General features: G+C 69.6%; 18 protein-coding genes. 8 read left to right on the forward strand and 10 right to left on the reverse strand.

Going from position 1 to position 18,835, the window contains the following annotated elements:
- Positions 1-147: 147 nt before the first annotated feature.
- From ACQPYK_RS44685 to ACQPYK_RS44695, 3 genes are read right to left on the reverse strand one after another with little or no spacing between them, the layout of a single operon-like run.
- The gene (locus ACQPYK_RS44685) at positions 148-618 is read right to left on the reverse strand and encodes a very short patch repair endonuclease (protein WP_433246130.1); all 471 of its coding nucleotides are present in this window, start codon (positions 616-618) and stop codon (positions 148-150) included.
- Positions 611-2,479, reverse strand: a complete 1,869-nt coding sequence (locus ACQPYK_RS44690; RefSeq protein WP_433246133.1) for a S9 family peptidase — start codon at positions 2,477-2,479, stop codon at positions 611-613. The genes ACQPYK_RS44685 and ACQPYK_RS44690 overlap by 8 nt, the downstream gene beginning before the upstream one ends.
- Positions 2,476-3,750 (reverse strand): helix-turn-helix domain-containing protein, encoded by a 1,275-nt coding sequence (locus ACQPYK_RS44695; protein WP_433246136.1) that lies wholly within the window; start codon positions 3,748-3,750, stop codon positions 2,476-2,478. The genes ACQPYK_RS44690 and ACQPYK_RS44695 overlap by 4 nt, the downstream gene beginning before the upstream one ends.
- Positions 3,751-3,842: 92 nt before the next feature.
- Between ACQPYK_RS44695 and ACQPYK_RS44700 the strand changes: the two genes are divergently transcribed.
- The 3 genes from ACQPYK_RS44700 to ACQPYK_RS44710 all read left to right on the forward strand — a co-directional run bounded on the left by ACQPYK_RS44700 (position 3,843) and on the right by ACQPYK_RS44710 (position 6,499).
- The gene (locus ACQPYK_RS44700; protein WP_433246139.1) at positions 3,843-4,217 is read left to right on the forward strand and encodes a hypothetical protein; all 375 of its coding nucleotides are present in this window, start codon (positions 3,843-3,845) and stop codon (positions 4,215-4,217) included.
- Positions 4,218-4,948: 731 nt separating this feature from the next.
- Entirely contained in the window at positions 4,949-5,404 is a 456-nt protein-coding gene (locus tag ACQPYK_RS44705; RefSeq protein ID WP_433259102.1) for an ATP-binding protein, read from the forward strand.
- Positions 5,405-5,617: 213 nt separating this feature from the next.
- On the forward strand, positions 5,618-6,499 hold the full coding sequence (locus tag ACQPYK_RS44710; protein WP_433246142.1) for an alpha/beta fold hydrolase: 882 nt from the start codon (positions 5,618-5,620) through the stop codon (positions 6,497-6,499).
- A 36-nt stretch (positions 6,500-6,535) separates the two neighbouring features.
- Here the strand turns inward: ACQPYK_RS44710 and ACQPYK_RS44715 are convergent, their stop codons facing one another.
- Positions 6,536-7,357: an alpha/beta fold hydrolase gene (locus tag ACQPYK_RS44715; protein ID WP_433246145.1), complete on the reverse strand. Its 822-nt coding sequence runs from the start codon at positions 7,355-7,357 to the stop codon at positions 6,536-6,538.
- Positions 7,358-7,582: 225 nt separating this feature from the next.
- A complete protein-coding gene (locus tag ACQPYK_RS44720) occupies positions 7,583-8,953 on the reverse strand; it encodes an MFS transporter (RefSeq protein WP_433246148.1) in 1,371 nt (456 codons plus the stop codon).
- Positions 8,954-9,043: 90 nt separating this feature from the next.
- On the opposite strand from ACQPYK_RS44720, the gene ACQPYK_RS44725 reads away from it, so the two are divergent.
- The 3 genes from ACQPYK_RS44725 to ACQPYK_RS44735 all read left to right on the forward strand — a co-directional run bounded on the left by ACQPYK_RS44725 (position 9,044) and on the right by ACQPYK_RS44735 (position 12,152).
- On the forward strand, positions 9,044-10,009 hold the full coding sequence (locus ACQPYK_RS44725) for an RNA polymerase subunit sigma-70 (protein ID WP_433246151.1): 966 nt from the start codon (positions 9,044-9,046) through the stop codon (positions 10,007-10,009).
- Positions 10,010-10,320: 311 nt separating this feature from the next.
- Positions 10,321-10,800, forward strand: coding sequence for a GNAT family N-acetyltransferase (locus tag ACQPYK_RS44730; RefSeq protein ID WP_433246154.1), 480 nt, complete (start codon positions 10,321-10,323; stop codon positions 10,798-10,800).
- 80 nt (positions 10,801-10,880) lie between these two features.
- Entirely contained in the window at positions 10,881-12,152 is a 1,272-nt protein-coding gene (locus ACQPYK_RS44735) for an MFS transporter (protein ID WP_433246157.1), read from the forward strand.
- A 44-nt stretch (positions 12,153-12,196) separates the two neighbouring features.
- On the opposite strand, the gene ACQPYK_RS44740 is transcribed toward ACQPYK_RS44735, so the two are convergent.
- From ACQPYK_RS44740 to ACQPYK_RS44750, 3 genes are all read right to left on the reverse strand, one after another.
- Positions 12,197-12,799 (reverse strand): hypothetical protein, encoded by a 603-nt coding sequence (locus tag ACQPYK_RS44740; RefSeq protein WP_433246160.1) that lies wholly within the window; start codon positions 12,797-12,799, stop codon positions 12,197-12,199.
- Positions 12,800-12,987: 188 nt separating this feature from the next.
- Positions 12,988-13,281: a hypothetical protein gene (locus ACQPYK_RS44745; protein WP_433246163.1), complete on the reverse strand. Its 294-nt coding sequence runs from the start codon at positions 13,279-13,281 to the stop codon at positions 12,988-12,990.
- Positions 13,282-13,319: 38 nt separating this feature from the next.
- Positions 13,320-14,084 carry a L,D-transpeptidase gene (locus tag ACQPYK_RS44750; protein ID WP_433246166.1) on the reverse strand — a complete coding sequence of 255 codons (765 nt, stop codon included), beginning with the start codon at positions 14,082-14,084 and terminating at the stop codon, positions 13,320-13,322.
- Between the two features lie 81 nt (positions 14,085-14,165).
- Between ACQPYK_RS44750 and ACQPYK_RS44755 the strand changes: the two genes are divergently transcribed.
- Both ACQPYK_RS44755 and ACQPYK_RS44760 read left to right on the forward strand, forming a co-directional pair.
- The gene (locus ACQPYK_RS44755) at positions 14,166-14,855 is read left to right on the forward strand and encodes a response regulator (RefSeq protein ID WP_433246169.1); all 690 of its coding nucleotides are present in this window, start codon (positions 14,166-14,168) and stop codon (positions 14,853-14,855) included.
- Positions 14,852-16,633, forward strand: coding sequence for a sensor histidine kinase (locus ACQPYK_RS44760; protein ID WP_433246172.1), 1,782 nt, complete (start codon positions 14,852-14,854; stop codon positions 16,631-16,633). The genes ACQPYK_RS44755 and ACQPYK_RS44760 overlap by 4 nt, the downstream gene beginning before the upstream one ends.
- Before the next feature lie 157 nt (positions 16,634-16,790).
- On the opposite strand, the gene ACQPYK_RS44765 is transcribed toward ACQPYK_RS44760, so the two are convergent.
- Positions 16,791-17,981, reverse strand: coding sequence for a CU044_5270 family protein (locus ACQPYK_RS44765; protein ID WP_433246175.1), 1,191 nt, complete (start codon positions 17,979-17,981; stop codon positions 16,791-16,793).
- Entirely contained in the window at positions 17,978-18,499 is a 522-nt protein-coding gene (locus ACQPYK_RS44770) for an RNA polymerase sigma factor (protein WP_433246178.1), read from the reverse strand. Before ACQPYK_RS44770 ends, ACQPYK_RS44765 begins: the two co-directional genes overlap by 4 nt.
- Positions 18,500-18,835: the final 336 nt, after the last annotated feature.

Consider the following 18,835-nt stretch of genomic DNA (forward strand, 5'->3'; position numbering starts at 1 on the left):
GAGGGGAGGGTCAAACCAGCCCCAGGCGACGCGCGAATTTTAGGGCGGAGTCACGGGGTCAATCTTCAGCCGGAACCCACAGACCGTCTACCTGCCGGCCGAGCCCTACTGCGGCATGTGTCTGTTGACTGAGGGGTGTAGATCCTCTCAGGAGGGGCGACCTGGCGCGTCGACACTCTGCTGACCAGAGTATTCGACGCCCCTTGCTTCCTGCTCTACCCGGTGGGCGGCGCGTTGGAGATCATGCTTGATCTCGCACTCCCAGATGCGGAGCACCCGCCAGCCAGCCTCGGTCAGAAGCGTGTTGTTCCGGGCGTCCCTGCCCCGGTTCGTGTCGATCTTGAGGCGCCACCTCTTCGCGTTGGGCCCCTTGAATTCGGCCGGCGAGTGGTTGGGGCACCCATGCCAGAAGCATCCGTCGACGAAGACCGCGAGCTGCCATCTGGGGAGCACGAAGTCAGGGGTGCACCGGGCAACCAGCCGACGGTGGAGGCGGAACCTGAGCCCCAAGGCATGGACCGCCCGGCGCAGCTCAACCTCGGGTCGCGTGTTACGCGTACGCCTCCCCCGGAGGTGAGCCCCCTTCTCTGTTGGCTCCCACGATCGATCATCAGTCACAGCGACGCACTCCTACATTCACGATGCCACCGTGTCGGCCAAGTGAAGCCTCGCACTGAACCACCCAGAGTTTGGTGGAGACCATGATGTACCCCAACTCCGTGAAGAGAACATGTTGGATGTCGGAATGCCTCCGCAGAACGTGACCTGCTCCAGAAATGATGATCAGTTGTGAGCCGTGGCTAAAGCGTTGAGCGAGGGATCGGACTTGGCTTATCGAGGTTATGCAATCTTCGTCTCCGTGGATTAAGAGCAGCGGGCGCCGGATCCCGACCTTGGATTCGTCTGCGTCATGGTGATGATCACTGTCGAGTAGTTCTGCGTGATGAGCCTGAAACTTCGGTGCCGCACTGCTCCAAGTCGTGAGATCAACCACGGCAGACCTGGCGATCCCGGCGGCGAACACGTCGGTCGTCGCCAGGGCACGCAGAACCGTGTATCCGCCGGCACTGGCACCCCAGATCGCCGTTCGCTCGGGATCCGCCCGGCCGACGGAGGTCAGGTGAAGGGCGGCGTCAGCGCAGTCGGTGGCGTCGGCGGCTCCCCATCTCCCACGGAGCCCCAGCCGGTACGCGCGGCCGTATCCCGTGCTTCCCCGGTAGTCGACATCAGCGACGGCGAAGCCGTGGCCGGCGAAGAACTGGGCGTGGAGGTCCAGCCGCATGGGCCAGTTCGTCGTCGGCCCTGGGTGAGCCCGTACGAGCAACGGCGGAGGCTGATCGCTCTCCTCAAAGGGCGGGTAGTACAGGCCATACGCCTCGCCCCCGTCACGGGTGGGAAAAGTGAAGCGTTCGGGTTGAGCGAACGACGTCGGATCGATCCCGAAGTCGTTGTCGGTGAGCTCTTGGACGGAGCCGTCTGGATCGGCCAGCACCACCGTGGGCAGCTTGGCGGGACTGGAGCCGATGAAGGCGAGCTTCCGACCTGCCATGGCCAGATAGGGCTTGATCGAGGTGTACGGCAGAGCCAACGGCTCCAGGGAACCGTCAGAATGTCTCGCCACGAGACGGTGCCGCGGACCCTGTTGGACGACCGCCACGATCTGGGTGTCCCGGAATGCGTAGGTGCGATAGCCGAACTCCCAGGGCGCCGCCGCGACCTCGAACTCCCCTGTGATCACCGGGTCGAGGCGGTCGTCACGCCATGCGTACAGGTTCCACCAGCCGGAGCGGTCCGAGACGAGGTGCAGCACGCCGTCCGGGCTCCACCGCGGCTGGCACACCGACTCCTCCTCGCCTCCGGCGACGAGCCGCCGGCCGGTGAGGGTTCCGTCCGCTTGAATGTCGGCCACCCATAACCAGGTGCCGTCCCACGGCATGAGCGGTGCGTTCCACGACACCCAGGCCAGTCGCCTCCCGTCGGGACTCGGTTCGGGCGACATGTAGAAGTCGTCGCCGGAGACGATCACCTTCGGCTCCGCCGAGCCGTCGACCGGCAGCATGACGAGCTCGTTGTGAACCGACCCGTCGCCCTCATGTCGCTCGCGGACGCAGATCAATTTGTCGGTGCCCGGCAGAAGGCGAAGGTCCGCGTAGCGCAAAACCCCCGGCTGGACAGGGGAAGGCGTCACCGGTACGGGAGGCCGGCCGTCACTCGCACGATAGATCCGCTGGTCAGCGGCGTTGCAGAACCAGATGTCCCACTCGATGGCCAAGTAGGCGCCTCCGCCGTACTCGTGCACGTAGGAGGTGACGTGGAAGCCTTCAGGCAGAGCGTCCTGGGGACCCCCGGAGGGGGTCCAGCGCATGAGGACGTCCCCGTCCGGTCGTCCCTCGATCCAGTAGACGGTCTCGCCGACCGTCTGGACGGCGTCGTAGGAGACGGTGGCGCGGGCGACGAGTTCGGCCGAGATAGGGCTCACTCTTGCCATGTTCGGACGAAGTCATCCAATTCGCGAACCGCCCCGGGCTGGTCCGTCATGCGATCGCGGAGCCGTCGCACCCGGGACATGCCCGAGGCGGATCCCCGCCGGGCGAACACGGTGATCGCTTCCCGTGCCAGCCGTACGGCTTCGGCTGTTTCGCCTTCTCCGAGGCGTGCCTGTGCCAGGTCGACGTTGAGCTCCGCCCGGCGGCGTACGCATGTGGCGGGAACGCCACTGAGGGCGTGTTCGAAGGAGCTTGCCGCCTGGGCGTATCGGCCGAGTTCCAGCAGGCAGTTGCCCTCGTAGCCCAGAAGGCGCTCGTGGTCGAAGTCGTACATCCACTCGTCGCGTTCGTCGCCGGCCTCTTCCAGGGCTCCGTGCGCTTGGCCGAGCTGGGACAAGGCGGTACGGCTGTCGCCCGCGTGGGCGCAGGTGGTGGCGTGCACGGCGTGAAGCCAGGACCTCGTCACGTGGGTGACCGAGTGATCCGCCATGTCCAGGGCCGTCGAGGCATGGCGTACGGCTTCGCGGGCCTGTCCGGCCGCGTCCGCGGTGACCGCCTGATAGGCGCTGACGTAGGACCGCAATCCTCTGTCATCACTTTCGGCCAGGGCGTCCAGTGCGATGCCGTACCGGCGGCCCATCTTGAAGTGGTCACCCAGGTCGAACCAGATCCAGGCCGAGAATCCGGCGGCCTCCCCCGCCGCGGAGGCGATGCGCCGCCGTAGGCGGTCCGGTGCGGAGGTCTCCAGAAGGGAGAGCAGCAGTCCGAGATGGCCGTCGACCGGGACGAGCATCTGGGTCGACGTCAGCTCGTGGTAGAGGCGGCGCTGATACATCGTGATCATTTCTATGTCTTCGACCACCGCGGCGGTCAGCGCCGAGGCGTGTTTGCCGCACGCGCCGAGTCGTCCCCAGTCGACGTCGGGACCCGGCGCCTCCGGGCCGGGCCTGCGCGCGGCCTCGCTGCTGTGGCGGAGGTGCGCCTGCTCGTGGATGACGCTGGGGAGCATGCCGTTCAGCGTCCCGCCGGCGTCGAGTGCGGTGTCACACGCGACGATCACCGATTCCGAGGGGGCGACGGAGCCTCGTTCCACGGCGCCGAGGTGCTGCCAGGAGTATCCGGTCAGTTCTCCGAGCTCCATCAACGTCAGTGAACGTCCTTTGCGCAGCTCACGCATCCTGGCGCCCAGAGCGGCGAGCAGTGACGCGCCGGGGTCGAGGACCTTGGACGGCCGCCCACGGCCTTTCTTCCTCTCCGTGGTCATGTGCGCACCTCGCGTTGTCTTTGCTGGTCGTTGCGAGCAAATCAGGCTGTGAGGTCTCCTGTCAGCACCTTGAGGACATCGAATCGCGAGAGATGGATGCCATGAGTGCCGACGCCGTACATGCCTTCGATCAGCTGGAGAGACTCGCCGCGGAACCGGACCGGCGGAGCTTCGCCGTCCGGCTGCACCTGGAGAAAGGCCGTCCCACCTCGTTGGCCATGGTCGACGAGGCTGCGCCGGTGTTGGCCGGGAGTGTGCTCACCGCCCCGAACACCGGCGGGAGGCTCTGGCTCCCCTGGCCGTCTCCGATCACGCCGATCAACGACGTCGAGACCACCGCCGACCGGATGAACGCGTTCTCGCGGAGATCGGCCGGTAGTCCCTCAGACCGGCGCGACGGCACGTCCCGCACAGGACCCCGGCCCTGGTCTGCGGGCCTTCCCACCGTGCCGTCGCGCCACCTGTAAGAAATGTCCGCCCGGCCCGGCGGCCCTGTGCCGCCGGGCTCAGAAGCGCCCGCCGACCCTCTATCGACGCCATCCGGCCTCACCTGGAATCCGATACCGCCGGTGGCGTGGACCCACGGCGGCCAGCCGTTCGTCCGGCGGACCGTCCGGCTCGACGGCAGGCCGGAGAAACCATGAAAACGGCTCTACCAGGCGAATCCCGTCGCCCGGCAGAGCCTTGACCGCACACCGGAGGTGCGACCTGTGTCCAACCCTAGTAGAGGCATCAGGATCATCCGGGTTCGTTGGCATGCCGAACAGCCCCCGTCTCCCCTTGGTTGCCGGTGGTGCGGCCATCCGCCGTACGCCCACGACGCGGCCGGCCTGCCGCACCGTCGTGACCACCTGTGGGACCAGCCCACTCCCGCCCAGGTCCGCGCCCGCATGGCGGCACGGCGACGCCTCGGTCTGTGCGGCCGACCGCTCCCGGCCGTGCCGGACGCTTTGACGGCGCGCCCGCCGAGGCTTCGTCTCCCCGCGATTTCACACGGAAGCCGGGGACGCCACTCGCGACCGGCCGTGACCGCCGCCGTGCCGTACGGGCGTGAATCGCCGCCGAACGCGCGTCCCTCGTTCGGGAGGCGCGAGCCGTACCGGAGTCTGAGCCTGCCCGCGCGGGGGCCGGCGGCCTTACCGGAGCCGTGGCCGGGAATTCTCAGCGCCGGGATCGCGATAGAGGGGGCGTGACAAAGATGGCGGCACGACTCCTGTCCATGATCGTCGGTGTGTTCGCCGATCGGTTCCGGACGATGGCCGACCGGGGTACGGCTCCCGCCCGCCTTGACCCGCTGCGGCCTCCCCTGGGTCAGGTGCCCGCGAACTCCCTGGTGATCTCCCGGCGTTTCACGGCCACACCCGACCAGGTCAGGCATTCACGGAATTTCGTCGCCGAGATCCTCGGGGACGGTCACCCGCATCGTGACGACGCCATGCTCCTCACCAGCGAGCTCGCCGCCAACGCCGTCGAGCACCCCACCGGGCCGGTCGGCGGACCGCGGGAGTTCCTCGTCACGGTGAGCTTCGTCCTCGGCGGCGTGCTGGTCACCGTTCAGGATCCCGGCTCCCTGAGCATCCCCTGCCCGAGGGACGCGGGGTCGGACGACACGGGTGGCCGGGGGCTCGCGCTGGTCAACGGCATCGCCGCCTGATGGGGCTTCCACCGTGACTCCATCGGAAGCGTGACCTGGTTCGAGCTCGGCTCCGCCGTTGAGAGATCGGGCGCCGTTCTTCGAGGAGATGAATCTCAGTCCCGGATGTAGGCCGGATGTAGAGACGCGGCCGGCGGCTCCGACTCCTCCATGACCGGCCGAACCATGACCGGCCGAACCGAGACAGACGACGACCCCCGAGGGGCAACGACCATGGAACCCACGAAGACGAACACCCTGAAGGCGCCCGGCGCGAACCTGTACTACGAGGTTCGCGGCTCCGGCCCCGTCCTGCTGCTGATCTGCGGCGGGGTCTACGACGCCGCCGGGTACGCCGGACTGGCCCAGCGGCTCGCCGACCGGTACACGGTGGTGACGTATGACCGGCGCGGCAACTCGCGCAGTCCCCTGGACGGGCCGCCGGAGCACCAGAGCATCGAGGTCCACGGCGACGACGCCCACCGCGTGCTGGCGGCGGTGGGCGTCACGGCGGACGAACCCGCGTACGTCTTCGGCAACAGTTCCGGCGCGACCATCGGCTTGGAACTGGCCGCCCGCCACCCCGAGCAGGTGCGCGCCCTGGTCGCCCACGAACCGCCCCTCTTCGAAATGCTGCCCGACCGCGACCACTGGCGCGCTGTCATGCGGGACGTGGAGGACACCTTCCTCAAGGAGGGCGCCGGGCCCGCCATGCAGGTCTTCGCCACCGGTTCGGAGATGGGAGGCGGCGAGCAGGAGGACGGGGGCGAGCAGACGCGGGACGACGCGGCCGCCCAGGCGCCGCAGGAGGAGCCGAGTCCCGAGATGATGGAGATGATGACCCGCATGGAGAAGAACATGGGGTTCTTCATCGGCTATGAGGTGCCGTCGTTCGCCGAATACGTCCCCGACGTCGCCGCGCTCCAGGAGTCCCGGGTGCGGGTGGTGACGGCGGTGGGTGAGGCGTCGGAGGGTGAGCCGCCGCACCGGGCGACCTTCGCCGTGGCCGAACGGCTGGGGACGCGACCCGTGGTGTTCCCCGGCGACCACGGCGGCTTCGGCGCCCAGCACGAGACGTTCGCCGCCAAGCTCCGCGAGGTGATCTCACACCTCTGAGAACACCCCTGAGAACATCCTTTGTGACGCCCCGGATCAGGAGGCGAGTTCGACCGAGGGCCGGATCCCGGCCAGGAAGGCGAGCAGTCCTTCGGCGGTCGCGGCGGGCATCTCGGCGTGCGGGTAGTGGCCCGAACCCTCGACCAGGTGGATCCGGGAGGGTCCGCCCAGCTTCGCGGCGCTCAGCGAGGCGTCGGCCGCGGGGTCGGAGAAGTCGCCGTCCTTGGTGCCCATGATGATCAGGGTCGGCTGGGTGATATCGGCATAGCGGTTGACGACCCCGGACAGGGAGGTCTCGATCTGGGCTCGGAGCGCGGCCAGGCGGCCGGGCTCACGCAGGTTGGCCTTGAGCGCGGCCAGGTGGTCGGCGAAGTCGGCGGGCCTGGCGGTCGGGTAGGAGGAGCGCAGGAACAGCCCCCACAGGGTGGCACTGCGGCCGACGAGCCTGGAGGCGGCCTTCATCCAGGGCTTGATCGGCGCGTCGCCGGAGAAGGTGCCGATCAGCACCAGACTCGTGATCGTCTCAGGCGCCTCGGCCGCGGCCCAGACGGCGGAGGAGCAGCCGATGGAGTGGGCGATGACCGAGACGGGAGCGTCGCCGTTCAGGTGCCGGATGAGACGCAGCAGGTCGGTGCCGACGGAGGCCACCGAATGGTCGGTCCAGCCGGTGCTGGAGGCTCCGTAGCCGCGCACGTCCATGACGGCGACCCGGTATCCGGCGGCGATCAAGTGAGGGGTGAGGAGCCGGTAGGTCGCGCCGGTGTCTCCCATCCCGTGGACCAGGACGAGCAGGGAGCCGTCGGCGGGGCCCTGCAGCCGGTAGGCGATCCGCCCCTCGATCGAGTCCATCGTCTTCATAGCTCATCGCTCCAAAATGAGATCACTGCTCTCCGTTAGAAGAAGTAAACCACTCCGTCCCATTTCCTGCAAGAGCAGTGCTCTCTTTTGCATCCAACGCTCTTGAATACGAGTTGTGCCGTACGAACCCGGGAGTCCTTCCGCATGCCCCGGGCGCTCCCCCCGCCGGGGCCGGCCGTCGTAACGATTGATCTGTTCACGAACGCTTGATCGAGGAGGATGCCCTTATCGGCGACCGACACTGAGCTCTCCGCGCACGAGAGATCGGCCGGGAAGGAACACCCCGGACAGGAGCGAAGCGCCTGCGAGGACGGCGCTCAAGGTGAGGGCGACGGTGAATCCGTCGGTGAACTGCTGCGGCGTGGTGAAGCCGCCCCCGGCGGAGAATGCCGCCACCAGCGAAGCGACCCCGAATGCGCCCCCGAGCTGGCGAAGCGTGCTGTAGACGCCGGACGCCTTGCCCATGTCGGCCGGTGTGACGGCACCGAGCACCGCGCTCTGCGTAGCGGGGATCCCCGCTGCCACGCCCGTGCCCGACAGCACCAGCGGGACGATCATCCGCCAGTACTCCAGGTCCGGTGCCGCGACGGCGGCGATCCACAGCATGGACGCCCCGTGCAGGGCCATTCCGGCGACGAGAAAGGGACGCTCGCCGTACCGGGAGATCAGCGCGCCCGCCACCCGCGGGACCAGGATCGTCATGGCGCCCCACGGCATCAGCTGCAGCCCCGCCACCAGCGGCCGTGAACCGAGGCCGAGCTGCAGGAACTGCGCCATGTAGTAGAGCGATCCGAAGGTGGACGCCCACAGCAGGAAGATCGACGCGTTCCCGGCGGAGAACGCGCGGGACCGGAACAGGCGCATCGGCAGCATCGGCTCGGCACGGCGCAGTTCAACCGCCACGAAGGCCACGGCCAGCGCGCCGCCCGCGACCAGCGGTACGGCTGCCGCCCTGACCAGCCCGAATACCAGGGCGAACGCGGCCCCGGTGCCCAATACCAGCCCAGGCAGGTCGATCCGGGCCCGCGAGCCATGGCTCTCGGGGATGAGGCGCGCGATCGCCGGGATCATGACCGCGACGATCGGCACGTTCAGCCAGAAGATCCACCGCCAGGAGAACCCGTCCACGACCGCACCGCCCAGCAGCGGGCCGACCGGGACCGACGCGCCCACCACCGCGGTGAAGGCGCCCAACGCCTTGGCCCGCCCGGCCGGCGGGACGGCCGCCCCGAGGAGCGCCAGCGCCAGCGGCATCACCGCGGCCGCCCCGGCGCCCTGCACGGCGCGGGCCGCGATCAGCCAGCCGGCGTCCGGCGCGACCGCACACCCCACCGAGGCGGCACCGAAGATCGCCAGCCCCGCGGCGAACACCCTCCTGCGCCCGAACCGGTCCCCCAGCGCGGCGGCCGTCAGCATGAGGACCGCGAAGCTCAGGGTGTAGGCGTTGACCATCCATTCCAGCTGCTCGCCCGAAGCGTCCAGCCCGGCCTTGATCGAGGTCAGGGCGGTGGACACCACGGTCGCGTCCAATCCGACCAGGAGGGCCGCCACAGCCGTCAGCCCGAGAACCCATCGTGATGTGCTTGTTTCGCTCATGTCAGGCTAAGACACCGCCCGATCCGGAATCGGACCGTTCCGTTTTGGCGCCGCCCGGTGTCACAACGGGGGAAGGAAGGGAGCCACCCCGTGTCCGACCATGTCCAGCCCCGCGTCGACGACGCGTTCGCCGAGCTCATCGAGCCCTACCGGCGTGAGCTGCACCTGCACTGTTACCGCATCGTCGGCTCGCTCGCCGACGCCGACGACCTGGTGCAGGAGACCATGCTCGCGGCGTGGCGCGGCCGGGAGAGCTTCGAGGGCCGCGCCTCCCTGCGCAGCTGGCTGTATCGGATCGCGACCAACCGGAGCCTGAACGCCTTGCGAGACAACGCTCGCCGCCCCCAGCAGGCGGCCAACCAGCTCCCCGAGCCCACGCGGCTGGCCGAACCCCTCTGGCTTGAGCCGTACCCCGACAGCCTCCTGGACGACGCGCTCACCGTGCCCGTGGGTCCCGAGGCCCGCTACGAGACACGCGAGACCGTCGGCCTGGCCTTCACCACCCTGATCCAGCGCCTCCCGCCCCGCCAGCGGGCCGCCGTCGTGCTTTGCGACGTTCTCGGCTTCCGCCTCAACGAGGCCGCGCAGATGCTGGACAACACGCCAACCGCGGTGAAGGGCCTGCTGCAACGCGCTCGTACGACCCTCGAAGCCGGCCGGGACGAGATCGCCGCGCCGCCGTCACCGCGGGAGCGCGAGCTGGCCGGCCTGTTCGCCACCGCCCTGGGAGCCGGCGACACCGACGGTGTCCTCTCCCTGCTGACCGACGACGCCTGGCTCACCATGCCGCCCGAGCCCTACCAGTACCAGGGCCCGATCGCGATCGGCGAGTTCCTGCGGTACAGGGCGATGCTTCAGGGCGCCGCGCTGCGTGCCGTACCCACGCGTGCGAACGGGCAGCCGGCGCTGGGCTGCTACCTGCCGTGCCAGAACGCCGCGATCGCCCGCCCGTACGGGCTGGTGGTGCTCACCACCACCGCGGAAGGGATCTCGGCGATCACCTGGTTCCGGGACACGAGCGTCTTCCCCTATTTCGGCCTGCCCCGATCCCTGTGATCAGCAAGCGTCCCTGGGCCGCTCAGCGCCCGCGATCAGTTTGTTCACGTGCGCTGAGGAAGTCGACCAGCTCGGCGCGCTCGCGCTCGTCGGTGGCGTCGACGACCTTCTCCCACACCTCAGCACGGTGTGGACATGGTCCAGGTCCTGCGGCGTAACGGGCCGCTCCAGTACGAGCCCGGCGGCGCGGCGGCGGTCCGCGAGCTCCTCGGCGCTCGCCGGGCGCCGGTTGGCCAAGTCCGCGGCCAGGTTCACCGCATCCGCGCCGTAAGGGTTGAAGTGCATAAGACTGTTACAGCAGCCTGATCCGCATGACACATCACACCGATGTACGGCAGGCGTCGGAAGACGACATCACCGAACTCGTCCGCCTGCGGGCGTTGCTGTTCGAGGACCTCGGCGGCGACTTCTTCAACCCCTCATCAGCAGGTGACGACTGGCGGGACGCCCTTGCCGCGGTGCTGAAGGAAAAGCTGGCGGAGGACGACGCACGGATCTTGGTCGTGGACGGCGACAACGGCCTCGCCGCCTGTGGCATCGGCACCATCGAGCAGTGGTTTCCCGGCCCGCACTCGCGGAACGGCCGGATCGGACACGTGATCGGCGTGGTCACCGATCCGGCGCATCGACGGCGTGGCCACAGCCGCGCGATCATGCGGGGCCTGCTTGACTGGTTCCGGGAACGTGAGGCCGTCCGGGTGGACCTGTACGCCTCTCGCGAGGGCGCGCCGCTCTACCGGGAACTCGGCTTCTTCGACCATCCTGACCCCGCGCTGTGCTGGCGCCCGTGATGAATACTCAGCCGTACCGGGCAATCGGCCGCGTCGACCGTGACCAGCCCGGCGGTGCGTCATCCGGAGCAGGGAGTCGGATGAGCGGCGGCGAGTCGACGCACCGCACGTGGCGATATCGGTGGGTCATCCTCGGTGTCGCCACCTTCGCCCAGGCCGCCTCCGGCTTCTTCGTGCAGGGCATCGGGGCGATGGGCATCCACCTGCAACGTGATCTGAGCCTGAGCACGGCTCAGCTGGGCCTCTTGCTCTCGGCGGCCCAACTGGTCCCCCTGGTCGGGTTGCTGGTGGCCGGGGAACTGCTGGACCGCTACAACGAGCGCTGGGTCGTCGGGGTAGGTGCCTGTGTCGTCGCTGTGAGTCTGGGTGTGGGAAGCGTGGTGCAGGGATACGCGTCCCTGCTCCTTGTCCTGCTGATCGTCGGTGCGGGATACAGCACTGTTCAGCCCGGCGGCAGCAAGTCGGTGGCGTCTTGGTTTGATGCGTCCCAGCGGGGGTTGGCGATGGGGATCCGCCAGGCGGGTCTGCCGCTGGGCGGCGTACTCGCTGCAGCCGTGCTTCCCGTCCTCGCTGCTGCTCTCGGCTGGCGGGTGACGCTCACGGCCGGCGCACTCGTCGCGCTGCTGGGCGCCGTCGCCTTCATGTGCTTCTACCGTCGGCCGCCCGCCCAAAGCCATCCTTGGGACAGCGCTTCTCATTACTCGGAGCCGCGTGCCTCGCTCGCGTCATGGTTCGGTGCCCGGCTGCGGATGCTCCGTGAACCGTCCATGGTGAAGATCATCTTGTCCGGGATGAGTCTGGTCTCGGTGCACAGCGGCGTAGGCGTCCTGACCGTGCTGTATCTCCACGAGGTGACGGCTGTTGAGGCAGGTCCGGCGGCCCTCGTTCTGGTGGCGACCCAGGGGGCGGGCGCCGTCGGTCGCATCTGTCTGGCGGCTTGGAGCGATCGCAGCGGGTCCGGGCGCTACGTCTGTGTCTTGGCCTGCATGGTCGCCGTGACCGTAGGAATGTTGGCGCTGATCACTCCCCTGGGGCATTCGCCTGCGGCAGCCTGCCTGTTGTTCATCTGGCTCGGGTTCTTCGGGATCGGCTGGTACGGCCCATGGGTTGCCCATGTCGCCGAATCGGCACCGCCGGGCAGGACAGGATTCGCCCTCGGCTTGGCCATGGCCGTCAGCCAGATCGCCGTCGTCCTGGCGCCGCCCGTGCTCGGCCTGCTCAAGGACCTGACCGGCAGTTTCGCACCAGCCTGGGGCCTGCTCGCTGCGATGACCGCCATTGCCCTGGCGGTCACGGCCCGCGGAGAACGTCAGCATCGGCGCGCCCCGTCCCGGCCCCGGGCGACCGCCTAGGCTCTGCGATTGGGCCGGTCAGGGAGTTGAGCCGCGTAGCGGGCTCAGATGCCGCGTGAGGCACGGGACACGCTTCGGAAGTAGGCGTTGGACGCCGAGCTGAACATCAGGGCCACGGCCGACAGAACGGCGGTGAGGTGCACGATCCGGCTGGCGGTGAACGCGAGCGTCATCACGTCGGCGTCCGCGAGGAACTGTCCGATCGAGTTTCCCTCCAGCAGCCACCGGACGGGTTCGATCACCAGTGAGAGGGTGCCGAAGACGCCGAGCAGGAGGGTGAGCGCGACGCGGGCCCAGTTGCGCCCCTGGCGCAGGCGCACGGCCATGAAGATCGCCAAAGCGAAGATCCCCGCTCGAATGCCCAGGCTTCCGGCCAGGCCGGACAGGGAGGCCGACCCGTCGGCCAGCAGGCCGGTGACGGCCAGGGCGGCCTCGAAGACACCGGCCCCGACGGCGATGAACCAGAGCGCGGACGCGGTCCTGACGTTCGCGGGCGCGGCCGTCGCGGAAGCGGCCGTCGCGGAAGCGGCCGTCGCGGAAGCGGCCGTCGCGGGAACGGCCGTCGCGGGAACGGCCGTCGCGGGAACGGCCGTCGCGGGAACGGCCGGAGAGTCGGGGGAAGGCTGTGTTGCGTGCCGTGCCGGCATGGGGGTCACCTCTGTCGTTGGCGGAGAACTTTCCCTTGAGAGTCTGCTCCGCCCGCCGGGTCGGATCATGCCCGCGGACACCCTGGTCGGTGGTAGGGAGAGCCCCACCTATCGGCGAGATGCTCGACCTGAGCCGGCACGACGGGGTGCCCGCCGATCGCGGGCACCCCGTCGTCTTCCGCCTGTGTTCAGCCGGTGTAGCGGGGCTGCCTGACGGCCGGGGCCGGCTCCGGCTCCGCGCGGACCCCGGTGTGACCGGGCCTGGTGCGACCGAGCCGGGGGGTGGCGGTCACGGCGGGTGCGGCCGAGGGCCTGTCGGACTCGGCCGAAGGCCTGTCGGACTCGACCGCGGGCTTGGCGGGTGCGGCCGAGGGCTTGGCGACGGCGGGCCTGGCGGGCTCGTCGGCCATCGCCGTACCGACCAGGCCGGCGCCGAGGGCCAGGGCGACGACGCCGCCGATGAGTGCGATCTTGAGACGCATGTGTCTCACCTTTCGTTGTTCTCGGTGGTTGAAGGACCTCAGCCCTTCACGACGACCGGGGTGCCGATCGCCAGGTTCTCGGCCATCCAGGTGATGTCAGCGTTGCCGACCCGCACGCAGCCGTGGCTGGCCCGCGTGCCGATGGCCGTCGCGTCATCGGTCCCGTGGACGGCGAGCTGCCCCGGACCTCCCGCGAAGCTCTTCAGCGTCGGGGAGAACCCGCTCAGCCCGAAGGCGTAGGCTCCGTACGGCCCGCGCGGGTCAGGCGGGCGCACGAGTTCGGTGAAGAAGTAGCGACCGGGAGGCGTGGGCGTGCCCTTCTGGCCGGTCGCCACCTCTCCCCTGCGCAGGACGCGGTCCCCGTCGTAGACGGTGAACCCGAACGTCGCGGGGTCGATCTCCACCCGGCGTGTGGTCCTGGTCAGCGTGACCTCTCCCGCCCTGATCCAGCCCGTACTGCCGTTGGGCCTGATCGGCAGCAGGACCCGCAGCCACTCGCCGTCGTGGCGCTCCACGAGGAAGACCCGCTCCGCGCCGTAGTCGTTGGGGCTGGCGAGCTCGCGCCAGGGCGAGCGCGCTCCCTTACTCCGGTAGATCCCGACCCTGGGTCCCCGCGCGGTCGCCACCTCCACACCTGCCTCCGCGCCGGCTCCCACTTCGGCCTCCACGCCGGCCCCCGCTTCGGCGTGATCGGTGGTGGCGGCGACCCGCGAGGAGGCCGACGGCGCGCCGGGCGCCGAGCAGCCGGTCAACGTGATCGCGGCGAGGAGCGCCGCCGTTGCGATATAGCCGTTGGACTTCACGCGACGCAGACTGGCGGAGGAATGTGAAGATCCTGTTTGCCCACTGTCAACGACCTATCTGGGTCGCATAGCCTCCTTCCGATGTGCGCATATGTGCTGGTTGCAGAGGATGACCCGAAGCAGGCCGAGCTGGTCCGCCGCTATCTGGAGCGGGAGGGTCACGCGGTGCTCGTCGTGCATGACGGGCAGAGCGCGATCGATGAGGCCCGCAGGCGCGAGCCCGATCTCGTGGTGCTCGACGTGATGATGCCGAAGGCCGACGGTCTCGACGTGTGCCGCGTCATCCGCGCGGAGTCGGACGTTCCCGTGATCATGCTGACCGCCCGCACCACGGAGGACGACCTGCTCGCCGGCCTCGACCTGGGTGCCGACGACTACGTCACCAAGCCCTACAGCCCACGGGAGCTGATGGCCAGGGTCCGCACGCTCCTGCGGCGGGCGCAGCGCGCCAAGGATCCCGGGGAGACGCTGAAGGTCGGCGACCTCCTCGTCGACCCCGTACGCCACCGCGTCAGCGTCGGCGACCGGCGGGTGGACTGCACGCCCGCCGAGTTCCGGATCCTGGAGACGCTCGCCGCGCAGCCGGAGCGGGTTTTCACCCGCAACCAGCTTCTGGAAGAGGTCCACGGGTTCGACCGCTTCATCACCAAGCGCACGGTCGACGTGCACATGCTGAACCTGCGCAAGAAGATCGAGCCCGACCCGCGCAGGCCGACCCGGATCCTGACCGTCTACGGCGTCGGCTACAAGCTGACCGACGGCTCCGGATGAGGGTCCGGCGCCACAGCCTGCTCACGCGGCTCCTGGCGAGCTCCGTCCTGGTGGCCGTCTGCTCGATCTCGGCGACCGCCTGGCTGGCCAGCCAGGGCACCTCAGGTGCGATCCGCAGGGAGCAGGACCAGACCCTGATCACCGACACCCGTATCAACGACACCCTGCTCGGCTACGGCGCGACGCACGCGAGCTGGGACGGCGTCGACCAGACGGTGCGGGACCTGGCCGGCAGGACAGGGCGCCGCATCGCGCTCACCACCGAGAGCGGCGAGCCGATCGCCGACTCCAGCGCCACTCCCCTGCCCGCCAAACCCTCGGTGGTCATCGATCCGTTGCGGGTGGACGTGACCCTGGTGCCGGGAGCGGCCAAGGACCGCATCGATCCCCGGGCGGTCGGGCCGTTCAAACTCCCCTCCGCGGAACGGTCCCGACTGAGGAAGATCGCCAACGTGGGGGCGGTCTGCGTGCGCCGCAACGGGCTGGAGGCCAACGTCGTCCTCTCCCCTTCCGGGCGTCCCTCCGTCGAGATTCCCAGCAAGGACACCTACGCGACCTCCACGTGCGCCTCGAAGAGGCTGAACAGCCCCACCGTGACCGAACGCAAGGCGTTGCGCCAGCTCAATCATCTGGTCAACCGATGTCTGGTGAGTCAGGGCAAGTTCGAGGTCACGCTCGCCCTCGACCTGTCCTGGACGCTCTTCGGATCGCGCCCCTCCGCCGTCCCGCGCGTCCTCGATCAGCAGCCCGTCTCCGCCTGTCTGGCGAGCGCCAGACGCGAGCAGCTCAAGGCGTACGTCGCGCCCGCGGCCCTGCTCTACCTCGGCTCCTCGGCGCAGGCGCCCTCCACCGAGCTGACCTCGGCCGGGGTGGCGCGTATCGCGGGCACCGCGCTGCTCGTCCTGCTGTTCGCGGTCGCGGTGAGCGTCGTGGTCTCCACCCGGCTGGCCAGACCGGTGCGGGCGCTCACCGAGGCGGCCCAGCGGATGCGGCAGGGTGACAGCTCCGCCCGCGTCACGGTGACGGCCACGGGCGAGGTGGGCGAGCTTTCGGAGGCGTTCAACAGGATGTCGGAACACCTGGAGCAGATGGAGGTGCAGCGCAAGGCCATGGTCAGCGACGTCTCCCACGAGCTCCGCACCCCGTTGAGCAACCTGCGGGGTTGGCTGGAGGCCGTTCAGGACGGCGTCGCCGAGCTGGACCCCGAGTTGATCGCCTCGCTGGTGGAGGAGATCTTGCTGCTCCAGCACATCGTCGACGACCTGCAGGAGCTGGCCCTAGCGGACGCCGGCAAGCTGCGGCTGCATCCCGAACCGGTGAACGTGGCCGACCTGCTCGACCAGGTCGCCACGGCGCATCGCGGCCGCGCCGAGTCCGCCGGTCTCACCCTGACGACCAGGATCGCCGGCGCCCCCGAACTCCTCGCCGATCCGGTACGGCTGCGCCAGGCCGTGGGAAATCTGGTGAGCAACGCCGTGCACTACACGCCGCCCGGCGGGCGGATCACCCTGAGCGGTCGCCTCACGGACGGACACGTCCTGATCGAGGTGGCCGACACCGGCGCCGGCATCGCCCCTGAGCATCTTCCCCGTGTCTTCGACCGGTTCTGGCGGGAGGAGAAGTCACGCAACCGGCGTACCGGCGGCAGCGGGCTCGGCCTCGCCATCGTCCGCAATCTGGCCGAGGCCCACCACGGGACCGTGAGCGTCGCGAGCACCCCGGGCGAGGGCACGGTCTTCAGGATGCGGCTGCCGGTGGAACCGGATCCGCAGGCATGAGCCGATCACGGCCCGCCGTGCTCTCGTGACACGTCCTCGCGCGTCGCGGGAGCGCGGCGGGGTTCGCGAGAGCACCACAGGGGTTCGCGAGAGCACGGCGGGGTGATCGAGAGCACGGCGGGGTGATGAGGGACGGCGGGGTGAGAAGGGGTGGGGATCAGGTGGCGGGCTTGTCGTCGGTCCAGCCGATATCGAGGACGGTCTGGGAGTTCCACACGGTGCCCGGCGCCAGGTCGGCCTGGAGACCGCCCGGCTCCACCACGACGTTCTCATTGGCCAGCGCCTGCCCGGTCTCCTCATCGAAGATCAGGCGGTTCTGCAGGATCGCGCCGTCGTCCTCGCCGGCCGCCTTCGCCTTGACGTGCTCGTCGATCGCGACCGCGGTGCCGGTGCGGCCCTCGGCGTCGGTGACGTCGTCGATGACCTTGATGGTCTCAAGGTCGGCGAGCATCCGGAAGGCCGCACCACGCACCTGCGGGGTGACCGGCATGTCCGTGATCAGCCCGACCGTGACGGCGAACAGCCAGGCGTCCGATGACATCGGATCGCTCGACGACTCGGTGCCGTGCCCTTCGTACGAGCGCAGCAGCCAGGCCTTGAGCCTGCCCGGCTCCGACGGCAGGCCGCGCAGGTCCTTCATCGTGACGTTGCGGCCCAGCCAGAACACCTTGTCCCCCTGGAACAGGGCGGAGTGGCCGTACTGCACGGCTCCCGGCGTGGTCGACAGGGCGAGCTTGGCCCCCCGCTTTCCTGGCACCACGACGGGGATCTTCGCCGGAGAGCCTGCCTGCTTCCAGGCCGCCTCGTCCTGCGGGCTCGCGGGCAGCGCCCCGAGGGTCTGCGTCCGGCTCCGCTGCTCCTGCTTCCGGCCGGTCGCGGAGGGGGTCCAGCTCTCTATCCGCTCCCGGTCCATGACGGCGTAGTCCGCGCCCTCGACCTTGAACAGGCTCCGGCGCACGGATGTGGTGTGCCAGTAGGCGCCCGTCTCGTCCCGCTGGCGATCCGCCCGGTGGGCGGCGGCCAGCAGGACGGCGCGCGCGGAGAGCTGGACCTGCCGGGTCGATTCCGCCTGGTCGCCGGTCGGTGCCGCCTGGCTGCCGGAAGGCGCACGCGGAGCCGTACCGCCGGTTCCGGTGGCGACGACGGCCACCGCGGTCACGGCCGCGGCTGCTCCTGCGAGGCTGAGACCCCACATCGGCCGTGCGATCCCGCGCCTTCTCCGCGCCGACCGGGCCGGCCGGGCCTGCGCCATGGCGTAGGAGAGCTCGGTGGCCCTGGTGTGCTGGTCGACCGGGGCGTCGCCCAGGTGCGCGGGGCGTGCGGCCCGCAGTTCGTCGATGGGATTCATGACCACTCCTCACTGAGATTCCTCACCCGGGGCCGGGAGTACGTGACGGTCTCCATCTGCTGTTTGAGCCGCTTGCGCGCGCGGTGCAGCCGCACGCGGAACGCGGCCGCGGAGCAGCCGACGACACGAGCCGCGGCGCGCGGGGAGAGTCCCTGCCAGGCGACCAGGATCAGGATCTCCCGGTCGTCCTCGGGCAGTTCGGCAAGTGCCTTGAGCACGCTGAGCCGTTCCGTCACCTGCTCGGCGACGTCCCCCTCCGTCCAGGCCCGCAGCTCGGCGCCGAGCGCCTCCCGGCGGACCTCCGCGCGGATGCTGTCGCGCAACACGTTGCGGGCCACCCCGAGGAGCCACGGCAGGGCCGGCTCCGGCACGTCGTCCAGTCGCCGCCAGGCGATCGCGAACGTCTCGCTGACCACCTCGTCCGCCACCTGCCGCCCCGCGCGGCTGACCACGTAGGCCCACACTCGTTGCCGGCACTCGTCGTACATGCTGGTGAATCGGCGCGAATCATCCGTCACCGCCCACCCCCTTCGTCCGGGTGTGTTCCTCTGACATCGGGAAGTGGTCCGGGACGCCGCATTGTTACAGGCCCTTGCCGCAAATCCCATTCCGCAGAGGGCCGGATCGGGCGCCGGACCTTCCGGGGGCGAAGGATCAGGCGCCGGGCCTTCCGGAGACGGAGGTTCGTACGGCGAGCAATCCGGTGCGGCGGCGGCTTCGAAGTACGCGAGAACCGGCGGTGACCGGTCGACGAGGCTCGGGTCGGGCCGGATGACACCGCCATCCGCCGGGCCCGGTTGACGGATGTGGCGGCGTGAGCTTGAAGGGGCGGCGTCGCCACGTCTGAACGGTCG

Source organism: Streptosporangium sp. CA-135522, from assembly GCF_050949235.1.
Taxonomy (GTDB): Bacteria; Actinomycetota; Actinomycetes; order Streptosporangiales; family Streptosporangiaceae; genus Streptosporangium.